A 23,714-nucleotide genomic window follows, 5' to 3' on the forward strand; every position below is an offset into this window, starting at 1 on the left:
AGCTTGAAATTTCCTTTATATTTCTCTAGAAAAATAGCGTTTTCCAAAGATAACAAAAATAACCTTTCAAGGGTTATCATCTTCATCGGCAGACTTTCTGTAGCGTTGGGAATTATTGTTTCTTTAATTACCGTTTCTACAGGGTTCGGTTCCAAAAAGGCGATCAAAGAGAGACTGGCAGATTTCAGCGGACATATTACCGTAAAGTCTACAAGATCCAATTCCTCATACAATACGTCTGTTCTTGATAATCAGGGGTTGGATATCAAAAAGATCCGCCAGCTTACCGATGTAGAATCTGCGCAGAAATATGCGATGATCACTGGGATTATGCGGAATGAACATAATTTTGCAGGAATTATTTTCAAAGGAATAGGAAAGGATTTTGACAGCCTCAGGTTTAAGAAATTTCTGCTTGCAGGAACTACCCCGACCATTACTGAAAAAGGCTACAATAACGGAGTCGTCATCTCACAGAAAATTGCCAACGACCTGCACCTGAAAGTTAAAGACAGCATTGTTACCGTATTTTCAAAGACCGACCAACAACCCATTTACAGAAAGTTTGAAGTCGTGGGAATCTATAACACTGACATTAAAATGATTGATGATCAGTTCGTCATAGGAGATATCAACCATGTACGGAAAATTCAGGATATGAAGCCGGACGAAGTAGGCGGAATTGATATTTTCTTTAAAGATATAGATGATGTAGACGGCGATTTTCCTGAGATTGAAAAGTTGATCGGCTATAAGAACTACGCAGAAAAAGCTACCGAAAAATTTCCCCAGATCACAGACTGGATTAGTATTTTCGATACCAATATCGCACTGATCATTATTATTATGTTGATTGTTGTGGTGATTAATATCATCATGGTTCTTTTAATCCTTATTATCGAAAGAACCAATTCCATAGGACTTCTTAAAACGCTTGGTGCCAGCAATTCACAAATACGGGCGACTTTTATTAATTATACTTTAATCATTATGATTCCGGGACTTTTATATGGAAATATGATCGGACTTGGGCTGATCCTGATTCAGAAGTTTTTTGGAATTATTAAATTAAATCCTGAGAATTACTACGTAAGTACTGTTCCGGTAGATCTTAATCCGCTCGTTATTATATCTATTTCGTTGGGAATTCTGATTATTTCGGGCCTTGCACTTATCATTCCAAGCTACCTGATCAGTAAGATCTCTCCGGTGAAGGCGATTAAGTATAATTAAGGAAGAATAATGAATGGTCAATTTTGAATGGTGAATTTTGCTTCGCAAGTGAATTTAGAATCACAGAAAAATTGACAATTGACTCGCAGAAATTAACCATTGACAGTAAAGGTGAATGATGAATTTGCTTCACTTGTGAATTTATCTATAGGAGGCTGATTAATTTAATCCCTACCATCCTTAAGCCCAATAAAATTTAAAGCCGTATCTTTGCTGTTCTTTAAAAAACATTTATGAAATACGCAAACAACATCCTCGAAACTATAGGAAATACGCCACTGGTAAAACTGAATAAAGTTTTGGGTGAAGATTTTCCTGCATTAGTTTTGGCAAAGGTGGAGACCTTCAATCCCGGGAATTCCGTGAAAGACAGAATGGCCGTGAAAATGATTGAAGACGCAGAAAAAGACGGAAGACTGAAGCCGGGTGGAACCATCATTGAAGGAACTTCCGGAAATACAGGAATGGGGCTGGCTCTTGCCGCGATCATCAAGGGATACAAATGTATTTTTGTAACCAACTCAAAACAATCAAAAGAAAAATGTGATATTCTACGGGCTGTAGGTGCTGAAGTTATTGTCTGTCCTACCGATGTAAAACCTACCGATCCTCGTTCTTACTATTCTGTTTCTAAAAGACTGGCAAAGGAAACTGAAAACGGCTGGTATGTGAATCAATATGATAATTTATCCAACAGAGCTGCGCACTATGAATCTACAGCTCCTGAGATCTGGGAACAGACCGAAGGTAAGTTGACTCACTTCGTAGTTGGAGCAGGAACAGGAGGTACGATTACCGGATGCGGAACATTCTTTAAGGAGAAAAATCCTGACATCAAAGTGATCGGGGTTGATACGTACGGATCTATCTTAAAGGAATATCACGAAACCGGTGAGCTTCATTACGATCATGCCTACACTTATATTACAGAAGGAATCGGGGAAGATATTATACCTGAAAACTATGATATGGCTGTTATCGATCATTTCGAAAAAGTAACGGATAAAGATGGCGCTATCTATGCAAGAAAGCTGGCAAAAGAAGAAGGGATTTTTTGTGGATACTCCGCAGGAAGCGCCATTGCTTCTCTTGTACAGATGAAAGATCAGTTCACGAAAGACGATGTCATCGTAGTTCTTCTTCACGACCACGGATCCAGATATGTCGGAAAGATCTACAACGACGAGTGGATGAAAGAAATGGGCTGGCTGGATTAATCAACCGGTATTCCTATCAATAATAAAAGAACTCAGAGCAAAAATGTTCTGAGTTCTTTTATTTTATTAAATTATTTCTGGCAGATATTTATTCGTTAATCCTCTGCTTCAAAACCTGCTTTAAGAAACTGTAGTCCTTCTCATTCATCGATTTTCTGGGAAACATATAACTGTATTTTCCCTCGATGCTGATGAATTCGTTATTGCTGTCGAAAAATTCAAAATCTTTCCATTCGCTGGTTTCTTTGTCACCGTCGATATTGACCGTAAAAAATTGATCGTCGAATCTGATCTCGTAAAGGCTGCAGTTTTCAAGTTTGGCTAAATAACGTCCAACCTGCTTCTTCCATCTGGAAACTTTATTGATGCTTACCGAAAGAAAAACAGCACAAAGAAGGAACAGAAAACTCACGAAGTATAAAATCCCTGCTTTCTCTTTGCTGAAATCATCTCTGAAAAACAGCAATATCAGTAAAATAAGGCCGACTACAATAGTCGTTACTGTTTTCCCACGGTTGGTTGATGAAAAGAACAGGCTTCCCTGATTTCCACTGAAATATATTTCTTCAAAATCCTGCCTTCTGGGCTTCAGAACGATCATTCTCTCTTCACTCATATTGATTAATTATGGATACAAATATAAGTTTTTCCCCTCCACACTCATACTCTAAAACTCAACCCTCCTGATATTTATCACTGATCGCCGAAAGCTTAGTCATCAGCTCACGGTTCTTCTGCTTCAGGTCTTCCATTTTCCGCAGCATATCGTGAATTACTTCAAGCCCGGGAAGATTGATCTCCAGATCGTAATGCCAGTTGGTAAACCTTTCAAAAGAAGGCAGATCTTCGTACATGAGATATAGGATTTCGTTTTCCGTATGAATATTCAGCAAGCCGGAATCTACCAGTTCATCAAAAAAAGTAATCTCAATATTGTATATTTTTACGAGTTCTTCGCGTGATATTCTTTCATTCATGACTTAGGAATTTTTTAGTTGTTCGAAAAGTTGTTTCTGCTTATCGGTAAGGTTCGTAGGCAGTTTCACGTCGTACGTCACAAACAGATCACCGAACTGTCCTTCTTTTTTGTACACCGGAAAGCCCTTTCCTTTTAATCTTACCGTGACTCCGTTCTGCGTTTCGGGTTTTACTTTTAGGTTAACGCTTCCCATCAGCGTATTGACTTTTACGTCGCCACCCAAAACTGCTGTATACAGATCAATGGAAACCTTTGTCTTTAAATCGTCTCCGATTCTTTCAAAATCCGGATCTGTCGGAATAGTAAAGGTAATATACAGATCACCGTTGGGACCTCCGTTATAGCCGGGGCTTCCATGCCCTTTCAGTTTAATTTGTTGTCCGTCGTAGACTCCGGCAGGAATTGTGATTCTTACTTTTTTTCCGTTAATATCAAAGGTCTGCTGATGGGCAGTCGCAGCATCTTTTAGGCTAAGATTCAACTCTGCGTGTACATCCTGCCCTTTAAACTTCCCGGATGCGCTCCCTCTCGAACTTCTTCCGAATCCTCCTGCTCCACCGAACATACTCTGGAAAAAATCGGAAAAATCTTCCCCTTCTCTAAAATCTGCACCTGAAAAACCGCCACCAAAATCATTATCCTGGCTCTGGTACTGCCTTTGCTGCTGCTGTGCCTTTTCATACTCTTCGCCATGCTTCCAGTGTTCGCCATATTTATCGTATTTAGCTCTGTTTTCAGGATTGCTGAGTACCTCATTGGCCTCATTAATCTCTTTAAATTTCCTTTCAGCCTCCTTATCATCAGGATTAAGGTCGGGATGGAGTTTTCTTGCGAGTTTGCGATAGGCTTTTTTAATATCGTCCTGAGTTGCACTTTTGTCAACACCTAAAATTTTATAATAGTCTATATAAGCCATAGAAACGTTTTACTCAAATTTAAGGATTTTACAGGGGAAATTTATACAATGGAGTGTTAAAATAAAGCTATCTTTGATCAAAAAGCGCCACATGAAAGAAGTCCTGAAAAACTACTCCGGAATCCTGCTTTTACTTCTGGGCATCACTGTCGGAAGTATTATCGGTATTGTTGCACCACAGGCTGTAGAGTATCTAAAACCTGTGGGAGATATATTTCTGAATTTACTTTTCGTGAGTGTTGTGCCTCTCGTCTTTTTTGCTGTTTCCAACTCCATTGCTTCGCTTGAGCAGCAATCAAAGTTTGGAAAGATTATTTTTACTATGGCGCTAACGTTCTTGTTTTTCATTTTAACGGCAGCTGTTTTTACGATCTGCGCGGTGTATCTGTTTCCTGTTTCGGGTGTTTCCGGAAGCAAGGAAGTAATCGAAGAAGTAGCCTCTGCCGACAGTTGGGGCAACAAGATCGTAAGTTTCTTTACAGTGGGCGAATTTACACAGCTTTTTTCACGACAGAATATGCTGGCGTTGCTTATTTTTGCATTTATGACAGGCTTCTCGGCAAGGAAGACAGGAGAACGCGGTCAACCTTTCAGAATGTTTATTGCTTCAGGATATGAAGTGATGAAAGAGCTTCTGTTATTAATCATGAAAGCGGCTCCTATTGGCTTGGGTGCTTATTTTGCCTATCAGGTAGCTACTTTGGGACCTCAGCTTTTCGGATTTTATGCTAAACCTTTGGGTCTTTATTATATTGCAGGCGTTATCTACTTTCTGGTATTTTTCTCATTGTATGCCTTTATGGCCGGAGGAATTAGCGGGATAAAGATTTTCTGGAAGAATGCCATTTACCCAACGGTAACAGCATTAAGTACCTGCAGCAGCTTTGCCACTATGCCCGCAAATCTGCAGGCGGCATCTAAAATCGGGATTCCCAGTCAGATCTCCAATATTGTGATTCCGATCGGGACTACGCTTCATAAAAACGGATCTTCTATGTCTTCGATCATTAAGATCTATGTTGCTTTTATGATTATCGGCAGAGATTTTTTTGATCCGATGAATCTGCTTTTAGCTTTAGGCATTACCGTTTTCGTTAGTATTGTAGCGGGCGGAATTCCTAATGGCGGATATATCGGCGAGATGCTGATGATCTCGGTGTATAAACTTCCCCAGGAAGCCATTCCTGCTGTGATGATTATCGGAACATTGGTAGATCCTTTGGCAACGGTTTTAAATGCAGTCGGACAATTGATTGCATCGATGTTTGTCAACAGGTTTGTGAAAGTTTGACGCAGTTTTGAGTCATGTATTTAAAACCCCTGACGATCTTTCACAAAAAACCTGCGCAGCTTTCATGCAAAAGGTGCGCAGGTTTGGGGCAACTCCTGCTTAGGTTTGAAGTAAAACCTGCGCAGGTTTTGTACGCTTACTTGTCTTTGGTAAAAGAGGCCGTATTGAGAGCATCGGTAATTCGTTTACCGGGACGGTAATTTACTTTGGCTCCTTTGATAAGGTTTACATTAAATTTGTCTTCACTTTCGGCACCGCCACTGCTGAGACTGGGATAGAAACTCCCTAGTTTGTCGAGCCTGATGATTTTGCTGTTGGCAAGCTCTTTCTGAATGACGTTTTCGAGAGCAATGATGACCCCCCGGATATCTGCTTCACTGAGGGCAGAGAATTTTTCGATTTCTTTTACGAGATCATCGACGGTCATTTCACCATCGGTTTTTACCTGAGCATACCATCTTTTTGTTCCTCCGCCAGTTACGCCTGGCTCACCGCGTTCAATCACTGTGTACTTAATAGACATTTGGGTTAATTATTTAGATTAAGGGATAAACTTAATGAAATAATTAATACAAAAACCCTCTGTAGACAAACATCTACGAGCTTGTAGAAATATATCTATAACCCGTTGTGCATTTTGATTCATTTTCGTCACTTCGAGTAGATTTTTGAAAAAAATCGGATTGAGAAGTTTCACTTTAAGTCACCTTTACTCACAGATTCTCGATACATTTTTCTTCGCTTCGCTGCGAAAAACACTCGAATTGACGAATCCAATATCAAAAATTTTTCAAAATGCCCAACTGATATGATGCAAATAGAAGGAAACGGATTATCGCAATGATATTGTTGAAAATATATTCAAAAGCAATGTATGCGAATCATCATTCTTTTAAGGTTTATTCACTTCGTTTTACCGGCTCCAGATTCTCCAGTTCTTCAGGGGTAAAGAGTCGGTAATGAACTTTGAATGTTTTGCCTAAAGGTGTTTCGAGGGAGAATCCACCGGGTCCGAAGCCGTCGGTAACGTCCAGTGTAAAATGAGAGTATTGCCAATATTCGAACAGATCACGGTCGATCCAGAATTCATGATTGTGGATGGTGCCAATCATGGCATCATTCATTCTCGGATAAAACCCGCCTTTTTCGAAGCATTGCGGCTGCGTTCCTTCGCAGCATCCGCCCGCCTGGTAGAACATGAGATCGCCGTATTTCTTCTCCAGTTCCCAGATTACTTCTAAGGCTTTTTCTGTAGCTGAAAGTCTTGATATTTTAGGTTTCATAATTTTTCTTTTGTTTTTATGTTTTAATGTTCTTTTGTTTCAAGACAAAAGAACCAAAAATTCAAGACCTGGAAACTACGGCTAAAAATGAAGTCTGTTCTCTAAAAATTCTAAACTTGCGCGAATTCTGAATTTGTTCTTCGGTTCAATATTGTTGTCGCGCTTCAAACACTAGAATTTTATTAACGTTCACAGAATTAATTTTCTTTACGCCTACGCTTCCTAAGTCGATTTTTTATAATGCTTTCTTTACCGTAAAGATCATACATAATATTATTTTTTTATTAGAAGTTCTTTTATCCTAAACAAAAGAACCAAAAGTTCAAGACCTGGAAGCTACGGCTAAAAATGAAGTCTGTTCTCTAAAAATTCTAAAACTTGCGCGAATTCTGAATTTGTTCTTCGGTTCAATATTGTTGTCGCGCTTCAAACACTAGAATTTTCTTAACGCCTACGCTTCCTAAGTCGTTCATGAAATTAAAAAAAGTTCGGCGAAATTTCATTTCGCCGAACCAGACATTGTCATCATTAATTTGCACTTCCGGCAATATCGAGAACGATCCTTCCGTCGATCTGTCCTTTTTTCATTTTATCAAAGACCTCGTTGATATCTTCCAGTTTTGCAGCCGTAACCGTTGCTTTTACCAATCCTTCGTTGGCAAAATCAAGCGCCTCCTGAAGATCTTTCCTTGTTCCGACAATCGAACCTCTTACAGTAATTCTCTTAAGCACCGTTTCGAAGATCGGAAGCTCAAATGAACCGGGAGGAAGGCCGTTCAGCGCAATAGTTCCCTTTCTTCTGAGGACGTCAATTCCCTGCTTAAAAGCGATAGGGGAAACAGCCGTAATCAATGCGCCGTGCATTCCGCCGACTTCTTTATGTAGGTATTCTCCAGGATCTGTGTTTCTTGCATTGACTACCAAATCTGCCCCTAATTTCTTTGCCAGTTCCAATTTATCATCAGCAACATCAATGGCTGCCACATGCATTCCCATTGCTTTTGCATACTGAACGGCGACATGTCCCAATCCTCCGATTCCGGAAATAGCCACCCATTCTCCGGGCTTGGTTTCGGTTTCTTTTAATCCTTTATATACAGTAACACCGGCACAAAGTATGGGCGCAATTTCTAAAAAGTTGACATCACTCTTCAAATGTCCCACATATCTTGAATCTGCAATAACATATTCTGCAAAGCCACCATCAACACTGTAGCCACCATTCTTTTGAGCTTCACAAAGGGTTTCCCATCCTGTAATGCAGTAATCGCAGCATCCGCAGGCAGAATACAGCCAAGGCACTCCTACCGCATCTCCTTCCTTCACATAAGCTTCGGGACCACATGCGACAACAATTCCTACTCCTTCATGTCCGGGGATTAAAGGCATTTTGGGTTTTGCAGGCCAGTCGCCATCGACAGCATGAAGGTCTGTATGACAAACCCCGCAGGCTATCACTTTTACCAGTACTTCATATCTTCCGGGTTCGCGTACCGGAACTTCTTCAATTTTTAACGGCTGACCGTACCCTTGTACCACCGCTGCTTTCATCGTTTTTGGAATCATATTCTGAGTTTTATTTTTAGTTTAGTTTTTGTTTTTAATTGACCACAGATCACACAGATTTGCGTTATCTGCATAATCTGCGGGAGTTCTCTATTACGCTCGCAGATTTAGCAGATTTTTTTGTATGCAGATCTGAAAACCTGTGCAATCTGTGGTTAGAATATATCTTTAAAAGTCTATTTTACCTCCAGCAGATTACACGGATTCCAATTACCCTACTATTTAAAAGAAACCTAATTTATTTTTGTTGTATGAGATGAGCATATTTTTGGTCTGGCGGTAATGATCGAGCATCATCTTGTGGTTCTCTCTTCCGATTCCCGATTGTTTGTATCCTCCGAACGGTGCTCCTGCAGGATAAGAGTGGTACTGATTGACCCAAACTCTTCCCGCCTGGATCTTACGCGGAATATTGTACAGCTGATGCGCATCTCTCGTCCATACTCCCGCTCCAAGTCCGTAGATGGTATCGTTGGCAATCTTAATAGCGTCTTCTTCGTCTTTGAAAGTCGTGAACGCCAGCACAGGGCCGAAAATTTCTTCCTGGAAGATTCTCATTCTGTTGTTTCCTTTAAAAATCGTTGGCTGGATGTAATAACCGTCTTCAAGTCCTTCCCCAACATTATTGACATCACCTCCTACGAGAACTTCCGCGCCTTCTTCTTTTCCTAACTTGATATAGGAAAGAATTTTATCTTTCTGAATTTTAGATGCCTGCGCACCCATCATCACTGTTTTATCCAAAGGATTTCCTACTTTGATGGCTTTTACCCTTTCGATCACTTTCGCGATGAATGCATCTGCAATATCTTCCTGAACGAGTAATCTTGACGGACACGTACAGATTTCTCCCTGATTCAGGGCGAAAAGAACGGCTCCTTCGATCGCTTTATCTAAAAACTCGTCATCAGCATCCATTACGGAACTGAAGAAAACGTTTGGTGATTTACCTCCCAACTCTAAGGTTACAGGAATAATGTTTTCTGTCGCATACTGCATTACGAGGCGACCTGTCGCCGTGGAACCTGTAAATGCGGCTTTGGAAACTTTAGGATTGGTTACTAAAGCCCTTCCTAATTCTGCCCCAAAACCATTAACGATATTCACGACTCCTGCAGGCAGCAGATCTCCTATGACTTCCATTAAAACCATGATGGAAATTGGGGTGCTTTCCGCAGGTTTCAATACGACACAGTTTCCTGCCGCCAGGGCCGGAGCCAGTTTCCATACTGCCATCAGAATAGGGAAATTCCAAGGAATGATCTGAGCGATAACTCCAAGCGGTTCGTGAACGATGAGAGAAACAGTGTCTTTATCCAGTTCGTTATGCGATCCTTCATCTGCTCTGATGACTGAAGCAAAGTATCTGAAATGATCAACTGCTAACGGTAAATCTGCAGCCAGCGTTTCTCTCACTGCCTTCCCGTTGTCTATCGTTTCCACTGTTGCCAGGTATTCCAGGTTTTGCTCAATTCTGTCTGCGATTTTATTTAAAATAACACTTCTCTCAGTAGATGAGGTATCTTTCCAGGTCTGGAATGCTTTTTCCGCGGCATTTACCGCCATTTCAAGATCTTCTTTTGAGGAATGTGCAGCCTGTGTAAACTGCTTTCCGTCGATTGGCGACACCACATCAAAATATTCACCGTTCAAAGGTGCGGTAAATTTGCCGTCAATATAGTTATCGTATCTTTTTTTGAACTCAGGCCATTGCAATAATGTCTCTGATTGTTGTTGTGTTGTTGTGCTCATATTCGTACAATTTTTAATTTTTCTGTATAGCCAAATTACATTTACACATCTTATTCGGATAGCATAATCGTACAAAAAAACTTCAAAATCGTGCAGAACAGCAATTTTATAGTTTCATTAACACTCATTAAATACCATATTTTCTTATATTTGAGATATATGGCAACAGAAAATGTTTAGAAATGAATGATCATAAATTTTTACTCAAAACCCCTGAATTAAAGACGGAAAACCAACTTTTAAGCATGGTGGAAAACCAGACTACATTCAATCTGAACAATTGTGAATTCAGCATATATGAGACTCACAAAGCTGCTTTTGACATAAAACTGCATTTTGAAACCATAGCCTTCACCGCTATGCTTCGCGGAAAAAAGCATATGAAACTTGATAATAAGACAGGTTATTTTGATTATTATCCCGGGGAGAGTGTTTTAGTATCGCCCGGAGAAACCATGGTCATTGATTTTCCCGAAGCGGATGAAACACCATCACAATGTATTTCTCTAAGCCTTAACCCCGATTTTATTGAAAATTCTCTTAATCATCTGAATTATCATTTCCCTAAAACAGACGAAACTTCACAATGGAATATTGAACTGGATGAATATTTTCTCTTTAATAACAAATCTTTAGCCTCCGCCACCAACAACATCATGCGCATTGCTATGGATGATAATTCCCAGAAAGATATCATGGCAGATTTTGCTTTGAAAGAGCTTTTAATTCGGCTCATGCAAACCCAGGCGAGAAGCATGATGGAGAAAAATATTGCGAAAAACAAGTCCAGAATCGGTTTTGTGGTAGATTATATCAGGAAGAACCTTCATCAGAAACTTTCCATTGAAAGCATTGCAAAGCTTGCTTATGTGAGCAAATCAAATTTCTTCAGAATGTTTAAAGATGAACTGGGAACTTCGCCGAATGAATTTATCCTTCAGGAGAGAATCAGCAGGGCAAAAGAATTACTAAAAAGCCGGAACAGCATAAAAGAAACGGCCTACCAGACAGGTTTTTCGGATACCAACTATTTCACAAGAGTTTTTAAACAGCTTGTAGGTGTGACACCAAAAAGTTATCAGGATAAAACAGTTTATCTGAATAACCAACACTAGCTTTCCTAAAAATCATTCATATTTGTTACGACTGAAAAAGAAAAAAGCATCCCGGGAATAGAGATGCTTTGCAGTAGTTTTATTTTTGATAGTGATAATATCTTGCTCCTTTTAAGACAGGATTTTCCAGTTCGACATATTTCAGGCCGAAGCCTTTGAAGTTTTCGTTTACAGATTTATTAAGCTGCTTTCGGTGAAGTTTCTCATAGGTTTCAAAATTGATTGACTGTCTGTTTTTCAATTCTTCAAACAAGTTCCATTTTGCGACAACACTTTTCCAGTTTTCAGAAACTTCGCCTGCAAAAACTTTTGATTTTGAACCGCTTCCGTATCCTAAAAACCCGATTTCCTGTCCTTTCAATTCTTCATTTTCGTTAAAAGAAGTCTGCAACGCGGAAAGCATTGCCATAAAAATGGATGCCGTGTACATATTTCCTATTTCTGAAGACGCTCTCTGTGACTTTTCTATTTTTTCATTAATAAAACTGATATACTCTTCCGATTTTGCTACGGCTTTTTGCTCTTCGGGAGTTTCGTATGACAAACCGTTTTCTAAACTGTAAATTTCCGTAAAAACCCTTTTGCCATGAAAAGCATACGGAAGATGAAAAATAAGATATTTCCAATTTTCGTACGGCTTATTTTTTCCTGTCAGTTCTTTGTAATGTTCGTAAGCTTCCTTTATCCTGTCCTGGTAACACTGATTGGAATACTGACCATCGAATACCGGCTCATCAGTGAAAATCTCTATTTTTTCAGGATACTTCTCTGGAGCATTTACCAGATTTTCTTTTTTAAAATGGCGTCTTGGTTTGAAGAAATCAAAGACACTTTCTGTAGCAATTCCCCAATGATTTTCAATCTCCATAAGATCCGGCTTGGCGGAAACCAAAACGGCTACTGCACCACCGCCCTGTGTATATTCGCCGGACGAAGCCAGTTCGTATTTTGCATAATCACTTGCAATTACAACTGCTTTTTTATCAGGATTTACCCGTACAAAATCGAGTGAATTGTGAAGCGCATCCACAGCACCAATACAAGCGAAAGTCATGTCTACGACGTCACAGTTTCTGAAACATCTCTTTCCATATTTTTGTTCGAGCACCTCTTCAACCATCTGCATGGCGTAAGAAGCCGTTGGTTTTGCCGCATCCAGAGCGCTTTCGGTTCCCAGGTAAATTCTTGCAATTTCTTTTGGATTGATGTGATAATCTTCTATCAATTTTAACAGTGCTTCTGCCGCAAAGGTCGCCGCATCTTCATGTACATCAGGAAAGCCCATTTTATGCAGACCAAGCCCCTTTTCCAATTTGGCGGGCTCTATTCCTCTTTTTTCAGCTAAATCTTTAATTTCCAAATACAAAGAAGGCACATAATAGCTTGCCGCCTCAATTCCAAAAGTCATATTTTTTTAATTTGATACGAATTTAAAAAATGTAAACGTTTAATCAGTAATGATTTTTACGAAATTTTCAAAGTATGATTTAAATTAGATAAAAATATAACATTGGTTTTATCCAATGAAAAAGCACCTCCTAAGAGATGCTTGGGTGTAAATTATTAATTAAACTTATAAGTCGTTTAGATTAATCATGTTCTTAAATGCATCCGTTAAAATCATAAATATTTCCGGTTAGCATTTTCGTAAACAAATTTACATTATAAAAACATATAAATAAAATAATTTAATTAAAATTTAAATAAACTCAATTCCATACTATAAAAATAACCACCGTAAAGACAGTGGTTATGGTATTTATAGCAGAAATATACTTATTATTTAAATTCTTCAATCGATTTGTTGATAAGATCTACCTGCTTGTTCAGACTAGCCGCATTTTGTGGATTTTGCTTAAGAACTTCCATCTTTTTGTTGAGTCCGTCTTTCAGCATCTGAGAGATCATCATTTTCACCTGAGGATTATTGGTAATGTCAGATTTTGCCCGGCTTAACATTTTGGTTATGCTTTCCGTAGCTTTTAAATTGTCGGAACTCATAATCCAATTATATCCATCTTCTGCAGATTTTCCTAATTCAGCATTCTGGAATTTTATGAAAGGATAAAATGCAGCAAACTGAGCAATATTAGACATTTGAGAAGTTACCTTATTCTGTACGATGATCGGCAACATTTGTCCTACCAAGGTTTCTGAAGCGCCTTCCAGATCAATTTTATCGGCATATGCCTTTGCTTTTGCGGGATCAACAGTAATAATAGCACCAACAGAACTGCCTTTTACGGAATTGGAAACAGCATTCACTCCTTTTTCAAAAATCGGCATGTATTTTTTATCCTTTGTCTTTGCTAACGCTGCAATTGCTGCAGACTGCACAAGTGTCTTAGGATCATTTGCTGCCAGTTTTTCAACATCTGCTCCTAATGCTTTTAATTGTTCCGGGTTGGAAAGATCCATCAACTGAAGAGCCTTAATTCTTGTTCTGAAAAAAGGATCTTTAATCGCTGCCGCCAATAATTTTGTCGCCGCAGGATTTTTTCCTACTTGGTCTTTAATTCCGTTTAATGCATTATATCTGCTTTTAAATTCTTTAGAACCTGTAAACTGCATCAGATATTGCTCGGGAGTTTTGGTGTCTTTAATGTCAGCCAGTAAAACACCGTCTGCATTGATATTTACCAGGTCTGCATTTTTAGAAACATCAAAATTGAATGTATTCTTAGCTGTGGCATTTACCCAGACATTGTATCTTTTGGGCTTTCCGTTTTCATAAACATCGATTGCAAGAGGAAACTGGAAGGGCTGTTCCTGTGTCTGCTCAACGATCACGGCAATCTGTTTTTTTATCGGCTCAAAAGTGTATGAATAATTGATTTTCGGGTTTCCGCTTCCGAAATACCACTGATTGAAGAACCAGTTCATATCTTTTCCTGAAACTTTTTCGAATGACAATCTCAACTGATGAGCTTCTGCATTCTGATATTCATTGGTTTTCAGATAATCCTGCATTCCGGCAAAGAAAGCATCGTCTCCAAGATAATTTCTGAGCATATGAAGAATTCCGCCTCCTTTCTGATACGTTACCAGATCAAAAACATCTTCCCTTGAATCATAATTGAATCTAACGAGATTTTTATCAAAATTCCCCGGCGTATGTATGTACATATTAACATCTTTCATCTGATGATAATCTGCCTGATCTTTTCCGTATTTATGTTCGTTCCATAAATATTCCGAATAATTGGCAAACGATTCATTTACCGTTAAATTACTCCAGCTTTCTGCCGTCACCAAATCTCCAAACCATTGATGGAATAGTTCATGAGCAATGGTATCTTCCCAGGTATTTTCGTCAATAAGCTGTCCGGGCTTCTGAAGAATATCACTTCCGTGAAGGGTGGCTGTGGTATTTTCCATTGCTCCGCTTACATAATCTCTTCCTGAAATCTGTGCATATTTTGCCCACGGATAATCGTAGCCTAATCTTTTTGAGAAAAACTCAATCATTTCCGGCGTATTTCCGTAGATCTGCTTTGCATAAGGCTCGTATTCTTTTTCGATGTAATAATCTACAGGAATATTTCTCCATTTATCCTTTACGATAGCATATTCCCCAACGCCCATGAAAAATAAATACGTCGAGTGTCTCTTATCCATCACCCAATGATCCGTTCTCAAACCGTTGGATTCTTTCTGGGATTCTTTCAGGATACCGTTTGACAGGGTAACGTATTTATCAGGAACCGTCATATAGATTTCCTGTGTTGTTTTCTGATTAGGCTTGTCGATGGTAGGAAACCATGCGGAAGAAGATTCCGTTTCTCCCTGTGTCCAGATCTGCGTAGGCATATCAGGATCTTTTCCTTGTGCATTGATAAAATACAGGCCTTTTGCATCATTGATAGCAGCGCTTCCTTCCTGTTTTACTTCGTTCGGACGGGCTGTGTATTTAATGTAAACGGTATAATCCTGATTTTTCGCGTACGTTTTATCTAAAGTGATCTTTAATACATCATCTTTATATTCATATTTTAAAGGAGACTTTTTACCGTTCATATCCAAAGCCACTTCATGAATCAGCATTCCTTTGGCATCCAGCGTGAGTTCTCCCGAAGGGTAGAAAAATGGAGATGCGGTGAGCCATTCTTCACCGTTCATCTGCTCTTTCTGATAGTCGAAATTGACTTTAAGTTTGGTATGTTTAAGTTCTGTTGCTTTCGTATGAGTGGCTCTGTAGACCTTTTCTCTTCCGGAAGTTTCAGTTTGTGCCGCTACATTTGTGGAAAAGAAAATTCCTAAAAGAGCGATCGATAAAATGGCTTTTTTCATTATGATTAAAAATTATTTTTTCGTTAAAATATCAAAAATATCATTGACCAGCGTCTCGTAATCTCCTTTCTTGAACTGCTCTTTGGTTTTTGCAAAAGCTTTTTTCAGTTCACTTTCCGGGTTTTCGTCGTCAATAATTTCTGCCGATGCAACGCCTTTCAATTGAAGAATTACGTTTTTCAGTACTTCAGCATCTGCATTTTCTTCGATATTTATTTTTAAATGTTTCATGATTTATTTGTGATTAGATTCTTTATGAATGCTTAGAATCAATTTCTCCAAATTTAAAACTTATTTCACAAAGAACGGACTTTATGAAAATATTAAGAAATATTTTTTTTTTAACTTTAATAATTGACATAAATGTCTTTCTATCAATGAAGCCCATCAAAATATATTCTTCATCGATTTATTTTCCCACATAAAGCCATAAAGCACTAGAAAAACAACAAATTAAATTTGACTACCTCTTCAGAGTTGTTGATTGCTCATTCTAAACGCTTGATTGCTTCATCGAAATGATTGAGGGACCGTTCGAGGTGGCTGATTTCTTATTCGAAATGTTTGACTGATCCATCAAAGTGGTTGAAAGCCCCAACGAACTGATTGAAAACGCTCAATTGAATGGCAGATTAATTATTTTGACCTGATTATTTTTTCATTTTTATACAGAAATATTATTTTGCAGTCTTTTTTTCTTTCCACATTATACACATGGATTTTTTCGGGATTGATGCCGTTCATCTCGCAAAGCATAGGCGCTTCCCAGTTGTTATAGAAAACAGGTTCTCTGAAGGTAAAACCAGGGTTGTTTTTAAGCTCATGAAACATCCGGTAATCTAAACAGATTTCACCGCTTTCGATATGGTTTTCTTTAACAGCAACCTTTAGTTTGCTAAAAAGCTCATGATTAAACTGACTGGCATATATCCATGAATTTTTAACATTAATATTTGTTACTATTAAAACAAAAGAAATCATACTGAAAACTAGAGCGATTGATTTGTTTGGCAGATTCATTTTAACTGCTGTAACAACAACTGCCGCAATGATGAATAAAGTATAGAAAAGTCTTACAGCTCCCAAATTCCGGTTGTCAAATCCGAAAACGGTTGGAATATACGATGAAAAAAGAAAAACGCTCAACGCTGAAAGTATGGCAAGAAAAGATATTATTCCTATATTTTTTAAATGTCGATATTGATTTTTAAAATCATATCCGCAAAATACTTTGTAGACCAACAAAGACATTAGTAATGCGAATATCCATTCCCAGAAATGGAGTTTTTTAAAGTTCAGAATTCCTTTATACATTCCCAGGAAAATATCTTTAAAAAATAACCTTATAGAATAGAAAGAAACCTGCATTACTCTTTTAAATTCAAAGATCTTACTTATCTCATCCCGCTGGTAAGAATGTACAAATACCACCGGCTGAATTACTTTTCTGAAAATAATAATAGCTCCCAATGTTAATATAATGAACAAAATTCTTTTTCTATTTTCTCTAATCATAAATAAATGGAGAAGTAACAAAGGCAGGAAAATTTCATAGCATAATACTGAAGCTATAAAAAACAGCGAACTCAGCAGTAATTTTTTGCGGATATACAAGAAATAAATGCTCAATGAAAAAAAGATCGTTGCTAAATTTGAATTGAGCATAATCGACGAAAACTGAATGCTTGTACCAATTACAGAGCAGGAATAAAGTAAAGTAATCAGACTGGCCAGTTCTTTTGAAAATATTTTCTGAGCGACTGCATATATCACCATCAGGGAGAGCGGAAAAAAGAATATACCAAGCCTATAAAATGACTCATGATATCTAGAAAGATACATCAACGTTCCGGTTACGATTCCAGAAACGGGTCTGGCAGCCATTGTCGCGGAGTCCAGAAAAGAATAAATAAAGCTGAAATAAGACTGTGAAATGAATTTGGATTCATACACTTTACTCAAATCATCTGCCACAATTACTTTCTCAATAAAGACCGACAAACTGATGTAAAGCGTATAAATAATGATTAAAATATTCAGAAATATCCCGGAATTGTCAATGTTTTTTTTCATGGTATTTTTCCCAAAATTTGTGTTAGAAACTTTAGATCAAAAATAACAGAATTAAAACAATTATAAAAAGGAATTCAGAAATTAAATATTAGATAGCTACCGGCGCTTTTATTCCCGGATGCGGATCGTAATTTTCCAGTGTAAAGTCTTCAAAATCAAAATCAAAAATATTTTTAATTTCAGAATTAAGCTTCATCGTCGGAAGCGGTCGCGCTTCTCTGGCAAGCTGTTTCTTCACTTGTTCAAAATGATTATTGTAAATATGAACATCTCCGAAAGTATGCACATAATCACCAACCTGCAGATCACAAACCTGCGCCACCATCATCAGTAATAAAGCATAGCTTGCAATATTGAAAGGAACCCCAAGAAAAACATCGGCACTTCTTTGATAAAGCTGCAGCGACAGTTTCCCATCGGCTACATAAAACTGAAACAAAGCATGACAGGGCGCTAAAGCCATATTCGGGATTTCGGCAACATTCCATGCAGAAACAATCAGTCTTCTGGAATCAGGATTTTTTTTGATCTGATCAATCACTTCTGTGATCTGGTCTACCACTTTTCCGTCTGCCCCGTTCCAGCTTCTCCATTGTGCGCCGTAAACAGGTCCCAAGTCACCATTTTCATCCGCCCACTCATCCCAGATAGAAACACCGTTGTCTTTAAGATATTCAATATTGGTGTCTCCTTTTAAGAACCAAAGCAATTCATAAATAATAGATTTCAGATGCACCTTTTTCGTCGTTACAAGCGGAAAACCTTTCGACAGATCATATCTCAGCTGATATCCGAAAACACTTCTTGTTCCAGTACCGGTTCTGTCGGTTTTGTCTGTTCCGTTATCTAAAATATGCTGTAAAAGGTCTAGGTAATTCTGCATTGAAAAATGATTTATGCCTCAAATTTAAAGAAAGAAATTTGAAAATGTATTAAAAAAAGCATCCATTTTGATGGACGCTTTGTATTGCTGAAAAGTATAATTTCTATTAAACTGCTGTATAACCACCATCTACAAGATAGTAACCACCGGTCATAAAAGAAGATTTTTCTGAACTTAGGAACAGTACCAATTCTGCTACTTCTTCAGCTTTTCCTAATCTTCCCATTGGGTGTTTGGTGATAAGAGCATTTTTCATGTCACCACTCAGACTTTGTAAAAGCGGAGTATCAATATAAGCAGGACCAACCGCATTGCAACGGATGTTTTTTTGTCCGTATTCCGCACCGATGTTTTTTGTAAGACCCACAACTCCATGTTTTGCAGCAGTATAGGCCGATGAAAGCGGTGCCGCGACAGTTCCGTGGATGGAGGCCATATTAACAATCACTCCACCACCATTTTTTTCCATTTGTTCCAGCTGATACTTGCATCCGTAGAAAACACCGTCCAGATTTATACTTAAAACTTTTCTCCAGCTGTCCAGGCTGTAATCACCTGTTAGGGCCTGTTCGCCACCGATTCCTGCATTGTTGCAAGCGATGTCAAGCCTTCCATAGATCTCTACCGTTTTCTTTACAAGGGCTTCTACTTCTTCTGCCTTTGATGTGTCAGCTTTTATAAATGAAGCTTCACCACCTTGTGCTTTGATGTCTTCTACAGCTTTGTTACCATGCTCTTCATTGATATCTGATACGATTACTTTTGCACCTTCTTTTGCATAAGAGTGGGCAATGGCCAATCCGATTCCTGATCCGGCTCCTGTCACAAGCGCTACTTTGTTGTCTAAAATTCCCATATTGATATTTTTTATTTGTAATATTTATACCACAATTTACGCCAAAATCAGGAAAATGCTTCCAAAGTAAGCAATAAAGTTTTCTTAAAATTACTCAGGGAAATATTAAAATAAACAGATCATATTATCGTTCATTACCACAGATCTTTAATAAGCTGAGAGCTGTTATTAAGCGAAAAGCTTTGATCTTTACTTAATCCGTACATTGCCTTGGATAAAGGAGATTCTGCAGAAACAGTCATGATTTTCTGATTGTCATAAATAATTTCGCCCACGGAAGCGGAAATATAAAATAATCCTCTGTCGGTTTTTACCAATGCCCCATTCTGCACTTTCGTGCATGCATCAGTATTGATTTTCTGAAGGGCTGCCTGCTGGTTCATGGCTTCATTCAGCTGTCTTTGTAAGTTATTGATTTCCTGTTGCAGCATTTCGCGGCCGGTTTCGTATTTATCACCCATTGAACTTTTAGTATCGTTATTCGAAGCACGTGTACTCTCAATCAATTTTTCAAATTTTTGAATTTTTTCAGCCAGCTTTGTCTTCAACACTTCCAATATTTTAGATTTATCCATGATCAAACTTTCATTTTATATAATAAATCCAAATTTATTGAATAAAAATCATCAATATTCGGTCTCTTTAATATAACATAATATTAATCTTTTAAAAATTTATTCAAACCCTGTTTTCATTCAATAATACTTTCAAAAGCTTTATAGCAAAAGCCATCCCATTAAAAAATAATAACAGCTTGTTTTTGAGTTATTTAAAATCACTTAACATAATAAAATTTTTATCACTACTATTTGAAATTTTCATACATTTATATCATCAAATAATATAGAGAATAAGTAAAGCGAAAGTATTTCTTAATCATCTTCATTATTAAAAAAAACTAATTTTAGATAGTTTATTATGTAAAATTAGGAGTGTCTTATACAATATTTCATAAAGAGGCTATCCAAAAAATTTGGATAGCCTCTTTTTTTTATTCGCGTTCTTTTAGATTAAGAATATGTATTATTTTTCAAAAACAGCATAATCGCCGGGCTTGAAACTGAATGTCTTTTTCTCATCAAAATTTCTATTCATTTTATCAAATACATTTTTGAAAGTCCCTGATAAATTTCCATCTTGAATACTGAAATCGACCGGTTCCTTCGACAGATTCAGTACCACCAATACCTCATCATTGCCATTTTTCCGAAGATATGCAAAAATCTTATCGTTAGCCGTTGTATTCAGAATATAGGTTCTTACATTAGGATCTCCTCCTCTCAACGCAGGATTGGAAGATTTTAAATTCAGAAGCACTTTATAAAAATCCGCCATCTGATAATCATTCGTCCATGCTATAGGATCTTTCTCGAAGAATTCAAGCCTTTTCATATTAGGAAGTTCCTGCCCGGAATATAGCAAAGGAATCCCATTCCATGTTGCTGAAAAAACAGCCATGGGTTTTGTGATCACGCCATATTTTTCGTATTCGGTTCCGTTCCAGGAATTTTCGTCGTGATTGGTCGTAAACCAGGCTCTCATTGAACCGTCACCGATATTGGAATATTGTATTAAAAGATCTTTAAGTTCCTGTATCGGCAGATTTTTTTTGTAGTAATCTTCAGATTTGTGCATCCACTTCCATGAATAACTGGCATCGAAAAATTTTCCGTATTCAGGATTTTCAAGTTCATCATATTCTCCGATCCAGAACAAAGGCTTTATTTTTTCAACCTCAGGGCGTGCCTGCTCCCAGAAGTCTACTTCAACCCAGGAAGCAAGATCGCATCGGAATCCGTCTATTCCGGTTTCTGCAACCCAGAATTTCATAGCTTCAATCATAGCAAGACGCATTTCCTGGTTTTTGTAATCTAATTCTATAATGTCGTCCATTCCCGATGCACGGTGAAAACTACCGTCAGGATCTTTTAAATAAAATTCAGGATGCGTTTTTGTCCAGACATGATCCCATCCCGTGTGATTTGCCACCCAATCGATGATTACTTTGAAGCCGAGACGGTGTGCTTCATTAACCATGTGTTTAAAGTCATCCATTGTTCCGAATTCCGGATTAATGGATGTGTAATCTGCTGCCGCATATTGACTTCCCAAACTTCCTTTCTTATTTTCCTGTGCGATAGGAGTTATCGGCATGAACCATAGTGTCCTGACTCCCATAGCCTTTAATCTTGGCATTTCTTTTTCAAATGCTCTGAATGTTCCTTCCTTGGTATATTGTCTTACGTTGACTTCGTAAATATTGGTCGTGTGTTTCCAGTCTTTTGGTAGATCCGTCATTTTTTCTGATGTATTTCGAGTGGTGCAGGAAATAATTCCCAAGCCAATGATTGCTATTAAAATTAATTTTTTCATTAATTCTCTTTTAACAAAAATAGCAATTGTGATCGGAAAACAGGAATTATTTAACGATTGAGGATAAAGTTTATACATGAAAAAGCCCCGAATTTCCATTCAGGGCTGTATATTTTTATTTGTTTTGATTATCTGTCATCATCATTATCGTCCTCTTCATCAAAAACATCATCATTATAATCTTCTTCTTCCTCGTCATCAAAATTTTCATCGTCATCATCCACAAAATTGCCGGTTACCGCAAAATCATCCTCAAATCCGAAATCATCCTCCATTAAAGGCATTGCCGATTTCTTTTTGGATCCTCCGGTTCCACTTTTGCTTGGCGCTTTCAAAGGCACATTTCCAAATCTGTAAACGGTGATGGGATAATTAACCCCTTTTGTTTCTTCGATCACTTCGACCAATTCGCAGAAAAACTCCCAAAGATCAAGAAATCCGTACTGGAACTGAGCTTTATCACCAATCTTTTCGAAAGCTTCATCGATGTACACATCCGACATAATCTCTCCATCGCCATCGTCACTCATGTCTTCCAACGGAACACTTTTTACGATCGTTCCGTCTTCTTCCAGTAAATTAAAAGCAGAAAGCTCATCTCCCTGCAAGCTGAACGCACTTTTAATTCCTAAATGTAAGTTCCATAGCGTCTGTTTTCCTTTAACTTCGATATCCCGGAAAATATCTTCTTTCGCATCTAATATTACGCGGATTTTGTAAACCATCAGTTTAAAATTACTTTTTTGCCTTTGTTATTATGATAAATCTCTGTTGCAAATATAAAATAAATGAGAGTTGACAAAAAAATATTTCAGGATTTTTTAAAATATTTTTTTTTCTTACATTTTGCAGAAATTATTTACTTTTTTCAAGCATAAAACTGAATTTCGTTCCCTCAAGATAAACGCTTTCTACGGTAATATTTTCATTGTGTGCTTCAAGAATATGTTTTACGATGGCAAGACCCAGCCCGGAACCGCCTTCTCTCCTGCTTCGGCTGGTTTCTACACGGTAAAATCTTTCGAAAATTCTTGGCAGACTTTCGGATTTTATACCCATTCCGTTGTCTATAACTTCGATGAGAACTTTATTTTTAAGAATACTTGTTTTCACAACCACTCTGGCTTCCTGACGGTTGGCGTAATGAATGGCATTAGAAATAAGATTAATGAAGACCTGCGAAATTTTCTGCTTGTCGGCCTCCACAAAGATCTGAGGATGTAGGGTCTGAATCTGAAGAGTCGCATTGTGCTTTTCAGCTTCAAGATCAAGAAGATCAAAGATTTCCTTGATGAGCAAATTAACATCAAATTTTGAAACGGTAAGATTGATCTCCCCTGCTTCAAGTCTGTTAATCATATCAAGATCGGTAACTATAGCGATGAGCCTTTCTACGGATTTATCAATGCGTTCCAGATATTTATCACGAATGGTAAGATTATCCACACCGCCGTCACGCAACGTTTCTACATATCCCTGAATTGAGAATAGCGGAGTTTTAAGCTCATGCGAAACATTTCCGATGTATTCTTTACGATAGCTTTCCATTTCCTTCATCATGTCCAGCTCTGTGACTTTCTGCTGATTAAGATCCGAAAACCTTTCTCCTAATTCTTTTATCGTAATATTTTCGTTGTCATTATGTACAATCTCTTGGGGCAGAAGCATCGAAAGGCCTCGGACCTGTTTCTTTCCGTAATAATTGAAAAGCAGCTCCAGCACAATGTAATTAATGATAAAGATAAGGATGAGACAGATGAAAAGCCCGATTTTAAAGAAGGGCGTATTGTAATAGATATCTTTTAGCAAATCGAAAGTGATTACTAAAAGAAACATCACCAATGTCAGGAGACAAGAGGCGACGAGTGTAAGTCTGTAAAATTTCAA

21 protein-coding genes are annotated in these 23,714 nt (G+C 37.9%); 4 read left to right on the forward strand and 17 right to left on the reverse strand.

Going from position 1 to position 23,714, the window contains the following annotated elements; genetic code table 11:
* The first annotated feature begins 3 nt into the window (after nt 1-3).
* Nucleotides 4-1,233, forward strand: coding sequence for an ABC transporter permease (locus ACWNCI_RS09905; RefSeq protein WP_449388170.1), 1,230 nt, complete (start codon nt 4-6; stop codon nt 1,231-1,233).
* A 233-nt stretch (nt 1,234-1,466) separates the two neighbouring features.
* On the forward strand, nt 1,467-2,450 hold the full coding sequence (locus ACWNCI_RS09910) for a PLP-dependent cysteine synthase family protein (RefSeq protein WP_346984477.1): 984 nt from the start codon (nt 1,467-1,469) through the stop codon (nt 2,448-2,450).
* A gap of 88 nt (nt 2,451-2,538) precedes the next feature.
* Here ACWNCI_RS09910 and ACWNCI_RS09915 read toward each other — a convergent pair whose 3' ends face one another.
* The 3 genes from ACWNCI_RS09915 to ACWNCI_RS09925 are packed head-to-tail and all read right to left on the reverse strand — an operon-like array spanning nt 2,539 to nt 4,345.
* Complete coding sequence (locus tag ACWNCI_RS09915) at nt 2,539-3,066, reverse strand: hypothetical protein (protein ID WP_449388171.1); 528 nt, start codon at nt 3,064-3,066, stop codon at nt 2,539-2,541.
* 58 nt (nt 3,067-3,124) lie between these two features.
* A complete protein-coding gene (locus ACWNCI_RS09920; protein WP_449388172.1) occupies nt 3,125-3,427 on the reverse strand; it encodes a chaperone modulator CbpM in 303 nt (100 codons plus the stop codon).
* Between the two features lie 3 nt (nt 3,428-3,430).
* On the reverse strand, nt 3,431-4,345 hold the full coding sequence (locus tag ACWNCI_RS09925; RefSeq protein WP_449388173.1) for a DnaJ C-terminal domain-containing protein: 915 nt from the start codon (nt 4,343-4,345) through the stop codon (nt 3,431-3,433).
* A 91-nt stretch (nt 4,346-4,436) separates the two neighbouring features.
* On the opposite strand from ACWNCI_RS09925, the gene ACWNCI_RS09930 reads away from it, so the two are divergent.
* A complete protein-coding gene (locus tag ACWNCI_RS09930) occupies nt 4,437-5,636 on the forward strand; it encodes a dicarboxylate/amino acid:cation symporter (RefSeq protein ID WP_449388174.1) in 1,200 nt (399 codons plus the stop codon).
* A 136-nt stretch (nt 5,637-5,772) separates the two neighbouring features.
* Here ACWNCI_RS09930 and ACWNCI_RS09935 read toward each other — a convergent pair whose 3' ends face one another.
* From ACWNCI_RS09935 to ACWNCI_RS09950, 4 genes are all read right to left on the reverse strand, one after another.
* Nucleotides 5,773-6,159, reverse strand: a complete 387-nt coding sequence (locus tag ACWNCI_RS09935; RefSeq protein WP_346984473.1) for an HU family DNA-binding protein — start codon at nt 6,157-6,159, stop codon at nt 5,773-5,775.
* A gap of 376 nt (nt 6,160-6,535) precedes the next feature.
* Nucleotides 6,536-6,919, reverse strand: a complete 384-nt coding sequence (locus tag ACWNCI_RS09940; protein ID WP_346984472.1) for a DUF779 domain-containing protein — start codon at nt 6,917-6,919, stop codon at nt 6,536-6,538.
* 528 nt (nt 6,920-7,447) lie between these two features.
* Nucleotides 7,448-8,485: an alcohol dehydrogenase AdhP gene (adhP, locus tag ACWNCI_RS09945; protein WP_089859727.1), complete on the reverse strand. Its 1,038-nt coding sequence runs from the start codon at nt 8,483-8,485 to the stop codon at nt 7,448-7,450.
* Nucleotides 8,486-8,707: 222 nt separating this feature from the next.
* Complete coding sequence (locus tag ACWNCI_RS09950) at nt 8,708-10,237, reverse strand: aldehyde dehydrogenase family protein (protein ID WP_449388175.1); 1,530 nt, start codon at nt 10,235-10,237, stop codon at nt 8,708-8,710.
* A 182-nt stretch (nt 10,238-10,419) separates the two neighbouring features.
* On the opposite strand from ACWNCI_RS09950, the gene ACWNCI_RS09955 reads away from it, so the two are divergent.
* Nucleotides 10,420-11,352 carry an AraC family transcriptional regulator gene (locus ACWNCI_RS09955; protein ID WP_346984470.1) on the forward strand — a complete coding sequence of 311 codons (933 nt, stop codon included), beginning with the start codon at nt 10,420-10,422 and terminating at the stop codon, nt 11,350-11,352.
* Nucleotides 11,353-11,431: 79 nt separating this feature from the next.
* Here the strand turns inward: ACWNCI_RS09955 and ACWNCI_RS09960 are convergent, their stop codons facing one another.
* The 10 genes from ACWNCI_RS09960 to ACWNCI_RS10005 form a co-directional block, all read right to left on the reverse strand.
* Complete coding sequence (locus tag ACWNCI_RS09960; protein ID WP_449388176.1) at nt 11,432-12,760, reverse strand: hydroxymethylglutaryl-CoA synthase family protein; 1,329 nt, start codon at nt 12,758-12,760, stop codon at nt 11,432-11,434.
* A gap of 371 nt (nt 12,761-13,131) precedes the next feature.
* Complete coding sequence (locus tag ACWNCI_RS09965) at nt 13,132-15,642, reverse strand: M1 family metallopeptidase (protein WP_449388177.1); 2,511 nt, start codon at nt 15,640-15,642, stop codon at nt 13,132-13,134.
* Nucleotides 15,643-15,654: 12 nt separating this feature from the next.
* Nucleotides 15,655-15,873: a hypothetical protein gene (locus tag ACWNCI_RS09970; protein ID WP_449388178.1), complete on the reverse strand. Its 219-nt coding sequence runs from the start codon at nt 15,871-15,873 to the stop codon at nt 15,655-15,657.
* Between the two features lie 405 nt (nt 15,874-16,278).
* The gene (locus ACWNCI_RS09975) at nt 16,279-17,715 is read right to left on the reverse strand and encodes a hypothetical protein (RefSeq protein ID WP_449388179.1); all 1,437 of its coding nucleotides are present in this window, start codon (nt 17,713-17,715) and stop codon (nt 16,279-16,281) included.
* A gap of 88 nt (nt 17,716-17,803) precedes the next feature.
* Nucleotides 17,804-18,598, reverse strand: coding sequence for a thymidylate synthase (locus tag ACWNCI_RS09980; RefSeq protein ID WP_449388180.1), 795 nt, complete (start codon nt 18,596-18,598; stop codon nt 17,804-17,806).
* 106 nt (nt 18,599-18,704) lie between these two features.
* Entirely contained in the window at nt 18,705-19,454 is a 750-nt protein-coding gene (locus ACWNCI_RS09985; protein WP_449388181.1) for an SDR family NAD(P)-dependent oxidoreductase, read from the reverse strand.
* Between the two features lie 134 nt (nt 19,455-19,588).
* Nucleotides 19,589-20,029, reverse strand: a complete 441-nt coding sequence (locus ACWNCI_RS09990; RefSeq protein ID WP_449388182.1) for a hypothetical protein — start codon at nt 20,027-20,029, stop codon at nt 19,589-19,591.
* 448 nt (nt 20,030-20,477) lie between these two features.
* Nucleotides 20,478-21,827 carry an alpha-amylase family glycosyl hydrolase gene (locus ACWNCI_RS09995; protein WP_449388183.1) on the reverse strand — a complete coding sequence of 450 codons (1,350 nt, stop codon included), beginning with the start codon at nt 21,825-21,827 and terminating at the stop codon, nt 20,478-20,480.
* Nucleotides 21,828-21,955: 128 nt separating this feature from the next.
* Nucleotides 21,956-22,552, reverse strand: coding sequence for an IS1096 element passenger TnpR family protein (locus ACWNCI_RS10000; protein WP_449388184.1), 597 nt, complete (start codon nt 22,550-22,552; stop codon nt 21,956-21,958).
* Between the two features lie 130 nt (nt 22,553-22,682).
* Nucleotides 22,683-23,714, reverse strand: coding sequence for a sensor histidine kinase (locus ACWNCI_RS10005; RefSeq protein WP_042719759.1), 1,032 nt, complete (start codon nt 23,712-23,714; stop codon nt 22,683-22,685).

It is taken from the genome of Chryseobacterium lineare, assembly GCF_977014045.1.

Excerpts from the sequence above, each read along its gene's own strand:
- ACWNCI_RS09910 (WP_346984477.1), top strand. The coding sequence starts at position 1,467 with ATGAAATACGCAAACAACATCCTCGAAACTATAGGAAATACGCCACTG.
- ACWNCI_RS09915 (WP_449388171.1), bottom strand. The coding sequence starts at position 3,066 with ATGAGTGAAGAGAGAATGATCGTTCTGAAGCCCAGAAGGCAGGATTTT.
- ACWNCI_RS09920 (WP_449388172.1), bottom strand. The coding sequence starts at position 3,427 with ATGAATGAAAGAATATCACGCGAAGAACTCGTAAAAATATACAATATT.
- ACWNCI_RS09925 (WP_449388173.1), bottom strand. The coding sequence starts at position 4,345 with ATGGCTTATATAGACTATTATAAAATTTTAGGTGTTGACAAAAGTGCA.
- ACWNCI_RS09930 (WP_449388174.1), top strand. The coding sequence starts at position 4,437 with ATGAAAGAAGTCCTGAAAAACTACTCCGGAATCCTGCTTTTACTTCTG.
- ACWNCI_RS09935 (WP_346984473.1), bottom strand. The coding sequence starts at position 6,159 with ATGTCTATTAAGTACACAGTGATTGAACGCGGTGAGCCAGGCGTAACT.
- ACWNCI_RS09940 (WP_346984472.1), bottom strand. The coding sequence starts at position 6,919 with ATGAAACCTAAAATATCAAGACTTTCAGCTACAGAAAAAGCCTTAGAA.
- adhP (WP_089859727.1), bottom strand. The coding sequence starts at position 8,485 with ATGATTCCAAAAACGATGAAAGCAGCGGTGGTACAAGGGTACGGTCAG.
- ACWNCI_RS09950 (WP_449388175.1), bottom strand. The coding sequence starts at position 10,237 with ATGAGCACAACAACACAACAACAATCAGAGACATTATTGCAATGGCCT.
- ACWNCI_RS09955 (WP_346984470.1), top strand. The coding sequence starts at position 10,420 with ATGAATGATCATAAATTTTTACTCAAAACCCCTGAATTAAAGACGGAA.
- ACWNCI_RS09960 (WP_449388176.1), bottom strand. The coding sequence starts at position 12,760 with ATGACTTTTGGAATTGAGGCGGCAAGCTATTATGTGCCTTCTTTGTAT.
- ACWNCI_RS09965 (WP_449388177.1), bottom strand. The coding sequence starts at position 15,642 with ATGAAAAAAGCCATTTTATCGATCGCTCTTTTAGGAATTTTCTTTTCC.
- ACWNCI_RS09970 (WP_449388178.1), bottom strand. The coding sequence starts at position 15,873 with ATGAAACATTTAAAAATAAATATCGAAGAAAATGCAGATGCTGAAGTA.
- ACWNCI_RS09975 (WP_449388179.1), bottom strand. The coding sequence starts at position 17,715 with ATGAAAAAAAACATTGACAATTCCGGGATATTTCTGAATATTTTAATC.
- ACWNCI_RS09980 (WP_449388180.1), bottom strand. The coding sequence starts at position 18,598 with ATGCAGAATTACCTAGACCTTTTACAGCATATTTTAGATAACGGAACA.
- ACWNCI_RS09985 (WP_449388181.1), bottom strand. The coding sequence starts at position 19,454 with ATGGGAATTTTAGACAACAAAGTAGCGCTTGTGACAGGAGCCGGATCA.
- ACWNCI_RS09990 (WP_449388182.1), bottom strand. The coding sequence starts at position 20,029 with ATGGATAAATCTAAAATATTGGAAGTGTTGAAGACAAAGCTGGCTGAA.
- ACWNCI_RS09995 (WP_449388183.1), bottom strand. The coding sequence starts at position 21,827 with ATGAAAAAATTAATTTTAATAGCAATCATTGGCTTGGGAATTATTTCC.
- ACWNCI_RS10000 (WP_449388184.1), bottom strand. The coding sequence starts at position 22,552 with ATGGTTTACAAAATCCGCGTAATATTAGATGCGAAAGAAGATATTTTC.